Consider the following 16,026-nt stretch of genomic DNA (forward strand, 5'->3'; position numbering starts at 1 on the left):
CTGTCTAAGGTGCCGCTCGTTCCAACCGCTACATGCCGCTCGTTCCAACTCCCCAACCCGCGGCGGCCACAGCCCCGGCGCGTTCGGTTGCCAGCGGCCCAGGGGCCGCCGGCATTTGCCTGTCAGCGCCGAGGCCCGGACGCGTTCGGCTGCATTGCCGAGGCTCGGGTGCTCGCGCCCCGCCAGCGCTGAGCGCCTGGTGCGTCCGGCCGCCAGCGCTGAGCGTCTGGTGCGTCCGGCCGCCAGCGGCCAAGGCTCTGTCCGTTCCCTTTCCAGCGCCGAGGCCCGGGCGCGTTCGCCGGCCAGGGCCGGTACTCGACGCGTCGGTTGTCAGCGCCCGATGCTCGGCGTGTTCGGCTGTCAACGCCCGGATGCTCGGCGTGTCGGCTGTCAGCGGCCAACGGCTTGGCACGCTCGGCCGCCACCTGCTCGGCTGCCTCCCGCCTCGGTCCCGACCCCTGTGGCGTTCGTTCGCGCAGGAGGGGCAGTGACTGCGGCTGGCCCCATCCGGCCGATGAGCACCACCACACCGCCGGACTGGTGCCGCACCCAAGGCGCCGAGGCGGCCCCGAATCACGGCGACGGTTTCTCCAGCGGTGTTGAATGACCGGTATGGCCGTACACACCCATGACGACATCGACTGGGCCGAGCGAATTCCGACGTTGCGCAGCGCGGACCAACTCCACGCGAAGACCCACGCGGAGATCGCCGCCCGGCTGGTCAGCCGGCTCGCCGACCATCCTGTAGTCGTCGACGTGGGCAGTGGCGCCGGAGGGATGAGCGCCGCGTTCGCCGCCGAGCTGGCTTGTCGAGGCGGCGGGACGCTCGTGCTCGTCGACGCCGTTCCGGAGCTGCTCGACGTTGCCGAGACCGTTGCGAAGGCTGCCGTCGAGCAGACGCACACGGACGCCGCTGGCCGAACAGATCCGGACGACCCGGCGGCCGTGCCGCGGGACACGAGTTCGACCGGCCAGCAACAGATCGCACTCGAGCAGGCGCGGGCTGAGCTCGCAGGAGCCGCCGCGGCGGCGACTGTCGGGCGCGCCCATCCGGGGATCGAGGCCGTCGCCGGCGCCGCGCTCGCCGGCCAGGTTTCGATCGAACGCGTTCGAGCTGACGTCGCATCGGCGGAACTCGCTCACCTCGTCGAGCCGGCGGATCTCGTCTGGGCCGCTTCGATGGTGCATCACCTCCCTGATCAACAAGCTGGAATCGCCGGTCTTGTCACAGCTCTCAAGCCACGCGGCATGCTCGCCCTGGTCGAGGGGAGCCCGCCCACTCACTGCCTGCCCTGGGATCTGGGGATCGGTGAGCCCGGGCTTGAACGCCGGCTGCTGGAGGTGCGGGATCGTTGGTTCAAGCGCATGCGCACCGACATGCCGAACTCAGTCCGGATGCCCTACGGCTGGAACATCGCCCTCGTCAAGGCAGGGTTGGAGCGAGTCGGTTCCTTCAGTCGTCTTGTCGATTTGCCTGCGCCGCCGGACGAGGTGGTACGCAACTACGTGATCGAGCACATCGCCTGGCTGGCGTCGGCCGGCGATGAGTTCGTGACGCAGGAAGACCGGGACGTCCTGCGTCGTCTCCTCGATCCGGAGGATCCCGAGTACTTGGGCAACCGAGAGGACATCTACGTGCTCGGAACGCAGACGGTCCACTTCGGATGGCGCAGATGAACGAGCCGATCGTCTGCTCCCGTTGCGGCGTTCAACGCAAGCCGGACGAGGACCCGCTCGAGACCCTGGCGTGGGCCAGTGATCGTGAGGGCGGCGCTCTGCGCTGGCTGTGCCCTCGATGCGCTCGTGAGCACGTCCGCGACATCGAGGGGAAACTCCCGCCCGAATACTGGTGAGCGCTAGTCAAGCCGCCACCTCCTTCAGCGCCTGAACCTTCGGCCGCCGACGGCGAGCTGCCGACGCGAACGCGCTCGTGAGTTCCCGCGCGACTGCCATCGCGTCACCGCGCAGGCGGCTGGGAGTGGTGTGGACCAGCACGACTCCGGCCCCGGTGAGCGGCAGGTGGCTCGCGGCCGGACGGTCGGAACGGGTGGCGGCGGGGTCGAGGAGCCATCCCATCGCGACTTCGTCCCACCAGGCGTCGACGACACCGAGGCGGCGTCCCACCGAGTCGCAAATGGTCACGTTCCAGATCGGCGGGGGCACCGGGACTCCTCCGAGCAGCTCCCTCGCCACACCTTGCTGGTAGGTGTCGCGAAGCGAGCCCAGGGTGCGTAGCGTCTGCCGGACAGCCGCGGTTCCGCGCTGGTTGCCGGCGTCGACCTCGTTGCGCAACTGCTCGGCCGTGCAGAGGCCGTAGTAGACGGGCAGGGTGAGCAGTCGCCGCAACCTGTCCGGATCGGTTTCACAGCGGGCGAGGTCGATGGTGGCGCGAGCTGGCGGCGCGAACGGCAATCCGTCCACGACGACCGGCTCGGGAACGCGAGACGTCCGGTCCAGCCAGGTGAACTCGTGCGACGCGATCCGGCGCCCCACTGGGATCAACACGTGGACGCGCCGGGACGGTGACAGCGGAATGCCCTGTGCCTGCAAGGCATCCGTACCGCTGATCACCGCGTCCGGGCCGGCGTGGTAGATCGCGGCGCGGAGCTGCTGATCCCGGCTGGGCTCTCGGTTGCTCAGCAGGATCACGCCCGGTAGAAGCCGGCGCCACGGGCCTCCTGGGCGGCAACGGGACGAGATGACGTGCTGGCTCAGGCCCGCTCGGCGCAGCCGCGTGCTGGTGGTGACGTCCTCGCTCGGGGCCGAGCCTCGCTCTGCCGGAGCGGTGATGGTTTCGGTCATGCCTTCAGAGTCGGGCCGGAGACGGGGCAGCGGAAGACGTGACACGAAACTGTGGACAACTTGGTGGTGCGAGTGGACATCTCGTGCGTTTTTGACCGTGATTGTGGATAACTCGCGCCTCTGGCAAGCCTTGTCGGCCGCGGGGGCCGCGGTTTACGGCATGCTGGGCATTGCGGCGAAGACATCCGGACCGGGGATGGATGGCAGCTGGTTGGCAACCAGGGCTGGGGCGCTTGTTCACAACAGAGGCTGGGATTGGGAAAGACGATGAGGTGATGCCGCAGTTGCAAAGGACTGCGATCGCGCTGGATAGAAGCTTCCGAGGTTGCGTCTCGGCTAGCTGATCAGTTTGGGTGCATCCGCCGTGGCGTGGTGGGTGATCCCGCCTTGCGTGCGGAAACCGGGAATTCGCCGTCGGCCGGGGGCGGCCGTCGACTGAGCCGGAATCCGGAGCGGTCAGGGGCACGCGCAAGTGCGGGTGACCCTGACACGCCCGATGAGAAAGGGAGGGAGGTATCGGATCAATCGGCGAAGCCGGGCTGCCAACGTTCCACGATCGCGCGGGCGGGGATCTCGGCCTCGAGCTGGCACAGGATTCCCGTCGAGCCTGCGGTCACGCGATGGATCAGCAGGTACTCCGGTGGAAGGTTCAGCGATCGCCCGGTCCGGAAGTCGCGGCCACGCGTGTCGCCGACCCGCATCGCTTGGCGTTGCATCCAGCGGCGCGTGAAGTGGAAGCGCTCGGTGGCGAGGGGCTCGGTGAACGGGGCCAGGTATGCGAGCACGTCGTCGGCGCTGAGTTCGGTGCCGGGGCGGATGAAACCGGAGGAGCGCAGCAACTTCATGAGTTCGGTCGAGCGCTGATCGAGCGCGAGACGGGTCATCTCGCCGAGCTGGCGGGGGATGCCGTGTGGGAGGCGAGCCACCGCGCCGAAGTCGATCACGGCGAGACGGCCGTCGTCGAGCAGCATGAAGTTGCCCGGGTGCGGGTCGGAGTGCAGGAGCTTCGCCCTCGCCGGTGAGGAGAAGTGGAACTCGGCCAGGAGCGCGCCGACGTGGTTGCGGGTTTCGGCGTCCGCGCCGGCGATGATCTTGGCCAGGGGAGTGCCGGTGACCCACTCGGTCACGAGCACCTTCGGGGCGCTGGCTACCACCTTCGGCACCAGGACCTTGTCGTCGCCGTCGAAGGCCTTCGCGAACTCGCGCTGGCTGTCGGCCTCGCCGCGGTAGTCCAGTTCCTCGTCCATCCGCGCGGACAGCTCGGCGAGCAGCGGTTTGACCTCCGTGCCCGGCAGGAGTGCCTGGAAGAGCCGGCTGAACCGCTGCAGCTGACGCAGGTCGCTGCGGAGCGCCTCGTCGGCGCCGGGGTACTGGACCTTGACCGCCACGTCGCGCCCGTCGTGCCACACGGCGCGGTGCACCTGGCCGATACTGGCCGCGGCGGTGGGAGCGTCGTCGAACTCGCGGAACCGTGTCTCCCACGACCGGCCCAGCTGCTCGGCGAGCACGCGACGCGTTTGGCGGGCCGGCATCGGCGGCGCGGCGGCCTGGAGGCGGGTCAGCGCGTCCCGGTACGGGGCGGCCAGCTCGTCCGGCACCGCCGCTTCGAACACGCTCAAGGTCTGCCCGAACTTCATCGCGCCGCCCTTGAGCGTGCCCAGCACCTCGAACAGCTGCTCGGCGGCTTTCGCCGACAGGTTCGCGTTGACTTCTTCAGCGCTCTGACCGGTCAGCCGCCGCCCCCAGCCGCCGACCGCCCGTCCCGCGATTCCGAGCGGCAGGCTCGCGAGCTTCGCGGCGCGCGCGGCTGTGCGGCGGGGAATCCCGGGATCGGCACGGTCGTCGGTCTCTTCGGGGAAGTCGGTCACTCCTGCGATTGTGCCTTGTCGACCATGTTCTCCGCAGCCATCGGCGCAGGGACGCTGCTGACCAGCGGCTCCGGGCGTGCCCCGCAGGTGCAGGCCGGGTGGGGCGACCACGGGCGGTGGTAGATCGTGTTCTCGTACGGGTCGATCTCCATCGTCATGTTCCAGCCCGGCGGCACCCCGTCGACCGGCCCGAGAGCGCGGAGCACCTGACCGGTCGCCAGGGCAGCGGTGGCTTGCACGGTCACCAGGTCGGCCTGCTGGGTGCGCCCGGCAAGCTGACCCGCGATCTTGGGCCAGCGGTCGTCCATCGACTGGCGGATCAGGTCCGCGCACCCCAGGCAGCTGCTCCGGCCGGGTTCGACGAGCGGCCCGACGATCCCGATGCCTTCCCGGACGCGAACCGCCAGGTGCGGAACCCGCTCGTGCATGAGCTGCTGGACCAGCTCGGGCGCCGGGACGATGGCGTCGGCGAGCACGGCGAGTTCGGGCAGCCGCCCGTCTCGGAGGCGTCGCGTCACGGTCGCCGGGTTCACCCGCCGGATCGCATCGGCCGCCGCGGCTGATCGGGAACGGCCGATGTCGGCGTCGGTGTAGCCGCTGCCGGTGTCGTGCTCGGTGACCTTGCCCTCGGCCTCGACGCGGACCTGCCCCACTCCCGCGGCCGCGAGCTGCACCGCCATCGCGACCGTCAGCCGTCCCGAACCGAACAGCACGATGGCGCTGTGACGACGCCGGGCGACGGTCTCGCCGTGGCTCCGCCGTGCCGACAGGGACCACAGACCAGCCTCGTGGACGGGCCGGTTGTAGGCGGAGGGCGGCCACGCCTCCTCCACCAGCCCGAGCCGGGTCAGCTTCGTGAGGAGATCGCGGAGGCTCTCGACGTGTTCGCTCTTGGCGAGCGCGAGCAGACTTTCCAAACGGAGACTGCCGTCGAGGCGGTGCATCACGTCCACCAGGTCGGGCGGCAGCTCCGTGGCCACCATGGCGTGCCGGGGGTCGAGACCGATCTGCACCTCGCCCGGGCCTCGGTCGAAAACCTCGATGCCCGGCCGCAGCCAGGGGCGTTCGGGCAGGAAGAGCGGTCGCTGACTTGTCGTTGTATCCGTCATGGAGCACAGAGTGACGGAAGGTCGCTAAGTATTCGCTAACCAAGATCGCGAGTTATCCACAGGCGAGCCGAAATGTGGATAACTCGGGCCTTCTCGAAGTCGGCTCTCCCGAGTTGTCGGTCCCTGCCTTTACCGTGGACGGGTGGCGAACGCACGGGTGCCCTCTTTGAGGAACCGGGACAACACCGGGCAGTCATCGAACCCGCAGCTCAAGGTCGAAGTACGGCGTAGTGCACGACGAAGGCGGACGGTCAGCGCGTACCGGGACGGCGACACCCTCGTGGTGCTCATCCCGGCCAGCATGAGCCGAGCCGAGGAAAAACACTGGGTGGCCGAGATGGAGCGCAAGCTCCAGCGCACGGAGACGAAACGGGCGTCTCCGGCGCGCGAGTCGGATGCCGCGCTGCTCGCGCGGTGTGCGCAGCTGTCAGCGCGGTACCTCGACCGGCAGGCGCTGCCCGCGAGCGTCCGCTGGGTCCCGCCGATGCGGACCAGGTGGGCGTCGTGCACGCCGGCCGACCGGACCATCCGAGTGAGTGACCGGCTGCAGAACGTGCCGGCGTGGGTGCTGGATTACGTGCTGGTGCACGAACTGGCACACCTGCGCGTGGCGGCGCACACCGCCGAGTTCTGGGAGCTGGTCCGGCGCTACCCGAAGACCGAGCGGGCCATCGGCTACCTGGAGGGCCTGTCCGCGGCGGCGGGTTGGGGAATCAGCGAGCTGGACGAGGACTGAGCAGTCGGAACGCGCCGGGGGCCTGCCGTCCGGCGGGCCCCCGGCACCGGAACAGGCAGGTGGAGGGGCGGCCGAAACTGGCGAGTGCCGGTGCGCGATGAGTAGCGGCCGGAGCGAGTGAGTGCTGGGGCGGGTTAGCGAACGGAGCAGGGGGCGCGCTGGGCCGGATGGGTAGCGGGCGGAGCAGAGGCGCGCTGGGCCGGATGGATAACGGGCGGAGCAGGAGGCGTGCCGGGGCCGGATGTCCCGCGAGCGGGCCCCGAGAGGGGCAGCTGAGGTGGCGGACTGCCAAGGCAGTGGCAGCTCGACGGACAACGGCCGGGCAGCGTGCCGCCCGTTGGCGGGCTCGATTGCGGGCTTCAGGGCTGCTGTCGGTTCGCCATGGGGCGCCGGGGCGCTGCCAGTCGCGGGCTTAGCGGTGAGTTCTGGGGGCTGCTGCCGGTTCGCGATGGCGGGGCCGGGGTGCTGCTGTCGGCGGGCTTAGCGGTGGGTTCAGGGGGCTGCTGCCGGTTCGCGATGGCGGGGCCGGGGTGCTGCTGTCGGCGGGCTTAGCGGTGGGTTCAGGGGGCTGCTGCCGGTTCGCGATGGCGGGATCGGAGGCCGTTGTCGGAGGGCGAGCAGCAGGTTCAACAGATTGCTGTCGCTGCGCGACGGCGGGCCAAGGTGCCGCTGTCGGCGGGCGGGACGGTGAGGGCAGGGTGCCGGCTTCGCGTGGGAGGGTTCCGCCGTGAGTCCGGGAGGGGGCAGCCTGTCCGAGCAGTCGCCGAGGGCGGGGCGGCTTGCCGCTGGTGGTTGAGGCGGCTTTGCCGCGATCGGACGTGGTCAGCTTGCCGGCTTCGGTTGGGTGGGCGTGCCGGTGTCGGCTGGGGCACCCGCCGGTGGCCGGGGTGGCCCGCCGTGTTGGTCGGGTGGGCGTGCCCCGTGGGGCTGAGGTGGCTCGCGGCCGGTGGCTGGGCTTGTCGGTGTCGGCTGGGGCCGGCCCGCCGGTGTTGGTGCCCGTGGGGCTTAGGTGGCTCGCGGCGGTTGGATGGGCATGCCGGTCACAGCTGGGGCGCCCGCCGCTGTTGGTTGGCCGGGCTGCCCGGGGAGTCGGCGGGGGTAGCTCGCCGCCGTGGGTGGCGTGGGCGTAGCGCGCCCACCTCGGCTGTTGCTCAGGCGAGGTGGGCTCGCTGACACTCCTGCGTCAGTTGCCGGGCTCGTCGCCCTCGTTGGGCTTTGCCGGCTTCTCCTCGGGCTTCGTGCGCTCCAGCTCGGCCATCGGGTCGTCCAGGTCGCCGGGCTTGCCCAGGCGCTCGGCGAACTCCAGCGGGTCGTCCAAGTCCTCGGCCGACGGCATCAGGTCCGGGTGCGACCACAGGCCGTCCCGCTTGTCGACGCCGTGCCGGTCGCCCACGAGCTTCCACAGCGCGGACGCCGAGCGCATCCGGCGGGGCCGCAACTCGAGCCCCACGAGCGTTGCGAACGTCTGCTCGGCCGGGCCGCCCGTCGCGCGACGGCGGCGGAGGGTTTCGCGCAAGGCGTCGGCTCCCGGCAGCCGGTCGCCGACCGCGTCCGCGACCACCACGTCCACCCAGCCCTCCACCAGGGCGAGCAGCGTCTCCAGCCGGTTCAGCGCCGCCTGCTGCTCGGGCGTCGTCTGGGGCTCCAGCAGCCCCGAGGACAACGCCTCCTCGATGCTCGCCGGGTTGGACGGGTCGACCTGGCCCGCCAGCTGCTCCAGCGCGGACGTGTCGACCTTGATGCCGTGCGCGAACTCCTCGACCGTCGCCAGCAGACGCTGCCGCAGCCACGGCACGTGCGAGAACAGGCGCTGGTGCGCGGCCTCCCGCGCGGCCAGGAACACCAGGACCTCGCTGCTCGGCAGCTCCAGACCCTCGGTGAACTTCTCGATGTTGCCGGGCAGCAGCGCCGACGTCCCCTCCGGACCCAGCGGCAGACCCACCTCGGTCGAGGTCAGCACCTCCGACGCGAGCTGCGCCAGCGCGTTGCCCAGCTGCGAACCGAACGCCATGCCACCCATCTGGCCGACCATCGACAGCAGCGGGCCGGCGGCCTGCTTCGCCTCGGCGGGGAGCGCCTCCACCCACGCGCCGGACACCTGCTGGGCCACCGGGTCGCACAGGCGTTGCCAGGTCGGGAGCGTCTTCTGCACCCAGTCCCGCGGCGACCACGCCGCGGTCACGTTCGCCCCCGCAGGCAGGATCGTCGCCGCGTCCAGCCACAGCTCCGCGAGGTGGCCGGCGTCGCGCACGGCGCTGTCGGCGTCACCGCTCGAGGCGAAACCGATCGTCCCGCCGCCGCTGCCACTGAGCTTCTGCAGCGCGATCTGCTTCGCGAGGTCGTAGTTCACCGGGCCCGACGAAGTGCCGGCCTGGCTCAGCATCTGCCCGAGCTGGCTCAGCATCTGGCCGAGCTGGTTGAAGGCGTCGGCGCCGGACTGCTGGCCCTCCGGCCCGTTGTCACCGGGCTTGTCGGGATCCGGGGGCCCGAAGCCGAACGGGAGATTGCTCATACCACCACCGTACGCGGCCGGAGCAGCCGCGACCGCGCCAGAGGTGTCCGATTTCGCTCGCCGCGATCAAGGCCTGGTGATCGAGCGTGCGGGCCGGTCACCGTACGCTGTGGGCCGTGAGCGAGTCCCGCGACGAAACCACTGCTCCCGGCGCCGCGACGGGCACCAAACCCGCGGACGGCGACCAGGCCCGCAACGGGCACCGCGCGACACGGGCCCCCGAGCGGGCCCATATGACCAGGCGCGGCTGGACCGTGGTGACCAGCGGCGTCCTCATCGTCGTGTTCGGGCTCATCGGCGCGTTCGTCCAGGTGCCCTACGTCGCGATCGGCCCCGGTCCCACCTACGACACGCTCGGCCAGGTCAACGGCGTTCAGGTGGTCGAGGTCGACGGGCAGCAGACCTACCCCACCGCGGGTGAGCTGCGCATGACCACCGTCTCGCTCAACGACGAGATCAGCCTGTTCGGCGCGCTCGGGCTGTGGGTGAGCGGCCGCTACGCGCTGGCGCCCCGCGAGGAGTACTTCCGCCCCGGCGAGAGCGACGAGCAGGTCCAGCAGCAGAACGTCCAGCAGTTCCAGGACTCGCAGAGCAACGCCGAGGTCGCCGCGCTGCGCCACCTCGGCTTCCCGGTCAAGGTGCTCGCCCAGACGATCGTCGAGAACACCCCGGTCAGCCGGGTCCTCGCCGCGGGCGACCGGCTGCTGTCGGTCAACGGCCGCACCATCACCAACGAGGACGACGTCACCGCCGCGCTCGCCGACACCGCCCCGGGCCAGACCGTGCCGATCACGTTCCAGCACGGCACCGAGCCGCCCCGCACCGAGCAGATCACGCTGGCCGCCAACCCCGACCCGAACAAGAAGCAGGGCTTCATGGGCCTGCAGCCGATCGACCGGGCGGACGTGCCCTTCGACGTGAAGATCTCGCTGCAGGACGTCGGCGGCCCCTCGGCGGGCCTGATGTTCGCGCTGGCGATCGTCGACCGGCTCACCCCCGGTGAGATGGTCGCCGGCGAGCACGTGGCCGGCACCGGCGAGATCACCGAGAAGGGCGTGGTCAACCCGATCGGCGGGATCTCGTTCAAGGTCGTCGCCGCACGGGAGGCCGGGGCCACGGTGTTCCTCACGCCCCAGGACAACTGCGTGGAAGCCGCCGCCGCGGCGCCGGACGGGCTGAAGCTGATCAAGGTGACCGACTTGAACAGCGCTCTCTCGGCGCTGGAAGCGCTCAAGGCCGGGCAGCCGACGCCGTCCTGCTGACCCGGGCCGCCGGCTCGGCGGGGCGGGGCTCGCGCGGGAGCTGGGTCTCGCGTGGTTGAGTGTGGGGCTCGCGTGCGGGAGCATAGGGCCCGCGGACGGCAGGGTGGGACTCACGCACGGGAGCGTGGAGCTCGCGGACGGGAGCGTGGGACTCGCGCGGCTGAGCGTGGGACTCGCGCGGCTGAGCGTGGGACTCGCGCGGCTGAGCGTGGGACTCGCGGACGGGAGCGTGGGACTCGCGGGTCGTTAGGGGGCCAGCGTCGCCCGGAGGGCGTCCAGCAGGTTCGGCGCCAGGTCCGGGTGCTCGACGATCTCGTCGGCCGGCTCGGCGTCCTCCGCCTTCGTGTACCCCCGCAGCCGCACCACGCAGGCGCCCGGGCCGTCCCGCAGCACAGCCGCCACCAGACGCGCCTCCGTCCGCTCCGGGTGGTCCGCCGCGGCCCGCCGCAGCCGCTCCGCGTCGGCGGACTCGTCCAGCTCCGACTCGGCGCTCGGCGGCAGCACGATGATCTCCTGGGCCAGCGCGCAGCCGGTCACGACCTCCGGCCACGCGATCCGCCCCAGCGCCTCCGCCAGGTCACCCTCCGGCAGCGGCTCCTGCGCCACCGGCGTCAGCGCGCTCGACGGGTCGAGCTGCCCGGCCAGTTCCGGCTGCTCACGCAGCAGCGACGCGGTCGGGACCAGCGCGAACAGCTGCGGCGCCTGGTCCCACCCGGCGGCGGCCACGAACTCCTCGACCTCCCTGGCGAGCGCGGCGATGGCCGGACCAGCGGCGGGGTTGACTTCGGATGCCATCTCCTCATCGTCTCAGGTGCGTGCCGGACGTGTCCGATTCGGGCCGGTCGGGGAACCCTGAGCGGCCCTCCTAGAGTTAGGGGTTCAGGGGTGTCCTGCGTTACGGGCTCCCCGCCAGCGGACCACGACAACAGGAGCGTGCGCAGTGGCCAGTCGGCCCCCAGTGAGCCTGCCGAAGCTGTCCCGTCGCAGCCGGGTACTGCTGATCATCGCCGCGGTGATCATCCTGGCGCTGCTACTCGGCGCGCGCCTGTTGGACACCTACGTCGACTGGCTGTGGTTCGGCGAGGTGGACGCCCGCCAGGTCTTCAACACCATGGTCGTCACCCGCATCGTGTTGTTCTTCGCGATCGGGCTGCTCGTCGGCGGCTCGCTCGCGCTCAGCCTGTGGATCGCCTACCGCACGCGACCGGTGTTCGTCCCGGTCTCCGGCGCCGACGACCCGCTGGCGCGCTACCGCTCGGCCGTGGTCGGCCGCATCCGGCTGTTCGGCATCGGCATCCCGCTGGTCACCGGGCTCATCGCGGGCGCGACCGGCGAAGGCGAGTGGCAGCGCATCCAGCTGTTCCTGAACGGCACGAGCTTCGGCCAGACCGACCCCGAGTTCGGCAACGACATCGGCTTCTACGCCTTCACGCTGCCCTTCTACCAGTGGCTGCTCGGCTGGCTGTTCGTCGCGGTGACGATCTCGTTCATCGGCGCGCTGATCGCGCACTACCTCTTCGGCGGCATCCGGCTCGCCGGCCGCGGCGGTCAGCTCGCCGGATCGGCCCGCGTCCAGCTCGCCGTCACCGCTGGCCTGTTCGTCCTGCTCAAGGCGGTCGAGTACTACTTCGACCGGTACAACCTGCTCTTCTCCGACCGCAACCCGCTGTTCAACGGCGCGACCTACACCGACCTGAACGCGGTGCTGCCGGCGAAGCTGATCCTGCTGTGCATCTCCGCGATCTGCGCGGTCGCGTTCTTCGCCGGCGCCTTCCTGCGCAACATCCAGCTGCCCGCGATCGCGCTGGTGCTGCTGATCCTGTCCGGCGTCCTGGTCGGCGTCGCGTGGCCAGCGATCCTGGAGCAGTTCTCGGTCAAGCCGAACGCCAACCAGAAGGAAGCGCTTTCCATCAGCCGCAACATGGAGGCGACCAAGTCCGCGTTCGGGCTCGACAACGTCCAGTACGAGGACTACACCGGCACCGGGCAGGCGACCGCCGCCGAGATCAGCGCGGACACCACGACCGTGCCCAACATCCGCCTGCTCGACCCGAACGTGCTCGCGCCGACCTTCACCCAGCGGGTCGGCCGGGAGAACTTTTACGGCTTTCCGCAGAAGCTCGACATCGACCGCTACGAGATCGACGGCCGGATCCAGGACTACGTCGTCGCCGCCCGTGAGATCAACACCGCCAACCTCACCGGCAACCAGACCAACTGGATCAACAAGCACCTGGTCTACACGCACGGCAACGGGTTCGTCGCGGCCCCGGCCAACACGATCGACCGCGCGGTGAGCAGCGCCAACAGCGACGGCGGGTACCCGATCGCGGTCACCAGCGACACCCAGAACCCGACCGGCGCCGGCATCAACCCGACCAACCCGACCGCACCCGGCATCGCGGTCACCGAGCCGCGCATCTACTACGGCGAGCTCACCAACGACTACGCCATCGTCGGCGGCCAGGAAGGCCGCGCGCCGGGCGAGTACGACAGCGCCAGCAGCAGCAACTACCGCTACGAGGGCACCGGCGGCGTCAACCTCGGCAACTGGTTCAACCGCCTCGCCTTCGCCGCGAAGTACGGCGAGCGCAACATCCTCTTCTCCGACGCCATCAGCGACGGCTCGAAGATCATGTACAACCGCGACCCGCGGCAGCGCGTCAGCAAGGTCGCCCCGTGGCTCACCGTCGACGGCGACCCGTACCCGGCGGTGGTCGACGGCAAGATCGTCTGGATCGTCGACGGCTACACCACGCTGAACAACTACCCGTACTCGCAGCAGACCCAGCTCGGCGCCGCCACCGAGGACACCCTCGCCGGCGTCGCCCGCCAGGCCAACAACAACATCAACTACATCCGCAACTCGGTGAAGGCGACCGTCGACGCGTTCAACGGCACCGTCACCCTCTACTCGGTCGACGACAAGGACCCGGTCCTCAAGGCGTGGGAGCAGGTCTTCCCCGGCCTGGTCAAGCCCGGCACCGAGGTCACGCCCGAGCTGCGGTCGCACTTCCGGTACCCGGAGGACCTGTTCAAGGTCCAGCGCGAACTCCTGACGAAGTACCACGTCACCGACCCGCAGGAGTTCTACACGACCAACACCTTCTGGAACGTGCCCCAGGACCCGACCCAGGAGGGCGGCACCAACCTCGACGCCGCCGGCCTGGCCAACCAGCCCGGCTACTACGTCCTGGCCCAGGCACCCGGCCAGACCGGGACCACGTTCCAGCTGACCAGCCCGCTCACCGCCCTGCAACGGCAGTACCTGGCGGCCTGGATGACGGTGTCCTCCGACCCGAAGGACTACGGCGCCATCAAGGTGCTCCGGCTACCCACCACGGCCGCGGGCAACAGCCAGGTCGACGGCCCCGTCCAGGTCCAGAACAGGTTCCAGAGCGACTCGCGGTTCGCTTCCGAACGGACCCTGTTCAGCAACCAGAGCGTCACGGTGATCTTCGGCAACCTGATCACCCTGCCGCTGGGCGGCGGGTTCCTCTACGTCGAACCCGTCTACATCCAGCAACGCAACCAGAACAGCTACCCGCAGCTCGCCCGCGTGCTGGTGTCCTACGGGTCCAAGGTCGGATTCGCCTCCACCCTCGGCGACGCCCTCAAACAGGTCTTCGGCGACCAGGCGGCCCAGGCGGCGACCTCGCCCACCCAGCAACAGCCCACCACCACGCCGACGACACCGCCCGCCACACCGACCACCCCGCCGGCCGGTGGCACGGGCAGCACCCCGGCCCTCGACCAGGCCGTCGCCGACATCCAGTCGGCGCTCGAACGGCTCCGGCAGGCCCAGCAGAGCGGCAACTTCGCCGCCCAGGGCGAGGCGCTCGCCGCGCTCGACGCCGCCGCCCGCGCCTACGAAAACGCCAAGGCCGCCCAGACGACCTCGGCGCCGCCCCAACCAGGCGGCTGACCAGCCACGCAGGGTGCCGGAGCCCCTTCCGGCACCCTGCGTGCACGCCCCCGCAACCAAGGCGTAAACTGGTCCTCACAACGCGGGGTGGAGCAGCTCGGTAGCTCGCTGGGCTCATAACCCAGAGGTCGCAGGTTCAAATCCTGTCCCCGCTACAGAGGCAGGGGCCCTCATGTCCGCGGAAAGCGCGGACGTGAGGGCCTCTTTCGCGTTGTTCTGGGGGTCGAACCCCCAGACCCCCGGCAGGGGGCGAGCCCCCTGCACCCCCGCTCGGTGCCGGTTGCGTTGTGGCCTTGCGTTGCGTGGGCCCTTCGCGCCCTGTGGGCGCTGGTGAGCTTGCCCCCGTTCGCCGGACACTTCGGGTGTGGGGTCAGTGATCTTGGTCTGACTCCGTGTGCAGGGCTTCAAACGTGACGGGGCTGTGCATTCCGATTTTGGAATGTCTCCGTTTCGGATTATACCAGCATTCTATCCATTCGAAGATGGCATTGGCAAGTTCCTCGCTGGTTTTCCACTGTTTGGAGTCGAGGAGTTCGAGTTGCAGGGTGCCCCAGAAGGATTCCATCATGGAATTGTCGTAGCAGTCGCCGACGGTGCCCATCGAGGCGAGCAGGCCAGCTGATCGGAGTCGCTGACCAAACGCCCAGGATGTGTATTGCGCGCCGTGGTCGGAATGTAGGATTGTGGTTCCGGTTTCGGGGTTTCGGCGGAGAATGGCCATGCCGAGTGCGTCGGTGACCAGTTCGGAGCGCATGTGGTCGGCGATCGACCAGCCGATGATGAGCCGGGAATAGGCGTCCATCACTGCCGCGCAGTACACCTTTCCGTCCTCGGTGGGGTGCTCGGTGATGTCGGTGATCCACAGGCGGTTTGGCTGGTCCACCGTGAAGTTGCGGTTGACCAGGTCAGAGGCCGGTTCTGCGGCGGGGTCGCGCACGGTGCAGCCTCGTCGGCGGCGCCGGTAGAGGCCCTGGATGCCGGCCTGTCGCATGAGTCGTGCGACCCGTTTGTGGTTGACCGGCAGGCCCAGCCCGAGCGTGAGCTCGGCGTGCACCCGCGGCCAACCATAGGTGCCGCGCGACTCGGCGTGAATGGACCGGATGTGCTTGAGTAACAATTCGTTCTCCTCGTCACGAGCGGCGGGCGGCCGCGTGTGCCACTCGTAATAGCCGGAACGGGAAACCTTCAACACCCGGCAGGCCACCGCGACATCAATACCGTCGTCGGCTAACTCGCGGACCAGCGGGTAGATTACTTTGGGAGGATGTTTTCCCGGGCGAAATAGGCCGCTGCCCGTTTAAGGATCTCGTTCTCCAACTCGAGCTGCCGGTTCTTCTTCCGCAGCTCGGCCAGTTCCTTCTTCTCCGCACTGGTCAGCCGCGCCGAACTACCGTTCTCATCGGCGTCCGCCTGGGCCATCCAGTTCCGCAGACACGACTCGCTGATGCCCAGGTCCTTCGCCAGCGCAGCGACCGGTTTGTCGCCCAGACGGGCCAACTCGACGGCGCGCTGACGGAACTCAGGCGGGTGTGGTGCAGGCACCGCAACATCCTCCCCGGTAACCGACGGTCACCTCAGGTTAGGTGTCCGGGCCACAGGGCCAAGCTCACTGGGGCCGGTGGGGGCGGGTTTGGTGCGTCGGTCACCTGGATCTGTGGAAATGTGCGGGTCCAGGGGCTTCGTCGCGTTTCTTGTGGGCGAATCGCCAGACTCCCCGGCAGGGGGTGAACCCTGGATCCCCGCTCGGTGCCGGTTGCGTGGGGATCTTGCGTTGGGTCGGCCCTTCGCGCCCTGTGGGCGCTGGGGCCGGTG

General features: G+C 69.9%; 11 protein-coding genes and 1 tRNA gene. 6 read left to right on the forward strand and 6 right to left on the reverse strand.

Annotated features, from left to right (window positions below):
- Nucleotides 1-612: 612 nt before the first annotated feature.
- Together L1857_RS08110 and L1857_RS08115 are read left to right on the forward strand one after the other, a co-directional pair.
- Nucleotides 613-1,677 carry a class I SAM-dependent methyltransferase gene (locus L1857_RS08110; protein WP_094006737.1) on the forward strand — a complete coding sequence of 355 codons (1,065 nt, stop codon included), beginning with the start codon at nucleotides 613-615 and terminating at the stop codon, nucleotides 1,675-1,677.
- On the forward strand, nucleotides 1,674-1,853 hold the full coding sequence (locus L1857_RS08115) for a hypothetical protein (RefSeq protein ID WP_094006736.1): 180 nt from the start codon (nucleotides 1,674-1,676) through the stop codon (nucleotides 1,851-1,853). Before L1857_RS08110 ends, L1857_RS08115 begins: the two co-directional genes overlap by 4 nt.
- A 7-nt stretch (nucleotides 1,854-1,860) precedes the next feature.
- Here the strand turns inward: L1857_RS08115 and L1857_RS08120 are convergent, their stop codons facing one another.
- The 3 genes from L1857_RS08120 to L1857_RS08130 form a co-directional block, all read right to left on the reverse strand.
- Complete coding sequence (locus L1857_RS08120) at nucleotides 1,861-2,802, reverse strand: hypothetical protein (protein ID WP_233157364.1); 942 nt, start codon at nucleotides 2,800-2,802, stop codon at nucleotides 1,861-1,863.
- Nucleotides 2,803-3,323: 521 nt separating this feature from the next.
- Entirely contained in the window at nucleotides 3,324-4,670 is a 1,347-nt protein-coding gene (locus tag L1857_RS08125) for an ABC1 kinase family protein (protein WP_094006725.1), read from the reverse strand.
- The gene (locus L1857_RS08130) at nucleotides 4,667-5,779 is read right to left on the reverse strand and encodes a ThiF family adenylyltransferase (protein ID WP_116114548.1); all 1,113 of its coding nucleotides are present in this window, start codon (nucleotides 5,777-5,779) and stop codon (nucleotides 4,667-4,669) included. Before L1857_RS08130 ends, L1857_RS08125 begins: the two co-directional genes overlap by 4 nt.
- Nucleotides 5,780-5,945: 166 nt before the next feature.
- Here L1857_RS08130 and L1857_RS08135 point away from each other — a divergent pair, with 166 nt between their 5' ends.
- On the forward strand, nucleotides 5,946-6,515 hold the full coding sequence (locus L1857_RS08135; protein WP_116114546.1) for a M48 metallopeptidase family protein: 570 nt from the start codon (nucleotides 5,946-5,948) through the stop codon (nucleotides 6,513-6,515).
- A 1,183-nt stretch (nucleotides 6,516-7,698) separates the two neighbouring features.
- On the opposite strand, the gene L1857_RS08140 is transcribed toward L1857_RS08135, so the two are convergent.
- Nucleotides 7,699-9,027: a zinc-dependent metalloprotease gene (locus L1857_RS08140; RefSeq protein WP_094006724.1), complete on the reverse strand. Its 1,329-nt coding sequence runs from the start codon at nucleotides 9,025-9,027 to the stop codon at nucleotides 7,699-7,701.
- A 116-nt stretch (nucleotides 9,028-9,143) separates the two neighbouring features.
- Here L1857_RS08140 and L1857_RS08145 point away from each other — a divergent pair, with 116 nt between their 5' ends.
- Nucleotides 9,144-10,289 (forward strand): YlbL family protein, encoded by a 1,146-nt coding sequence (locus tag L1857_RS08145; RefSeq protein ID WP_116114544.1) that lies wholly within the window; start codon nucleotides 9,144-9,146, stop codon nucleotides 10,287-10,289.
- A 246-nt stretch (nucleotides 10,290-10,535) separates the two neighbouring features.
- Here L1857_RS08145 and L1857_RS08150 read toward each other — a convergent pair whose 3' ends face one another.
- Nucleotides 10,536-11,084: a PPA1309 family protein gene (locus L1857_RS08150; protein ID WP_116114540.1), complete on the reverse strand. Its 549-nt coding sequence runs from the start codon at nucleotides 11,082-11,084 to the stop codon at nucleotides 10,536-10,538.
- Between the two features lie 163 nt (nucleotides 11,085-11,247).
- On the opposite strand from L1857_RS08150, the gene L1857_RS08155 reads away from it, so the two are divergent.
- Nucleotides 11,248-14,214 carry a UPF0182 family protein gene (locus L1857_RS08155; RefSeq protein ID WP_198958283.1) on the forward strand — a complete coding sequence of 989 codons (2,967 nt, stop codon included), beginning with the start codon at nucleotides 11,248-11,250 and terminating at the stop codon, nucleotides 14,212-14,214.
- An 81-nt stretch (nucleotides 14,215-14,295) separates the two neighbouring features.
- A tRNA-Met gene (locus L1857_RS08160) sits at nucleotides 14,296-14,369 on the forward strand.
- A gap of 215 nt (nucleotides 14,370-14,584) precedes the next feature.
- On the opposite strand, the gene L1857_RS08165 is transcribed toward L1857_RS08160, so the two are convergent.
- Nucleotides 14,585-15,756, reverse strand: a protein-coding gene (locus L1857_RS08165) for an IS3 family transposase (protein WP_369806867.1) whose coding sequence is annotated in 2 segments (ribosomal slippage) — nucleotides 14,585-15,468 and nucleotides 15,468-15,756 — 1,173 coding nt in all. Because the reading frame shifts where the segments join, the coding sequence is not laid out codon by codon here.
- Nucleotides 15,757-16,026 lie beyond the last annotated feature (270 nt).

This window comes from Amycolatopsis thermalba (assembly GCF_023376025.1).
Lineage (GTDB): Bacteria > Actinomycetota > Actinomycetes > Mycobacteriales > Pseudonocardiaceae > Amycolatopsis_E > Amycolatopsis_E thermalba.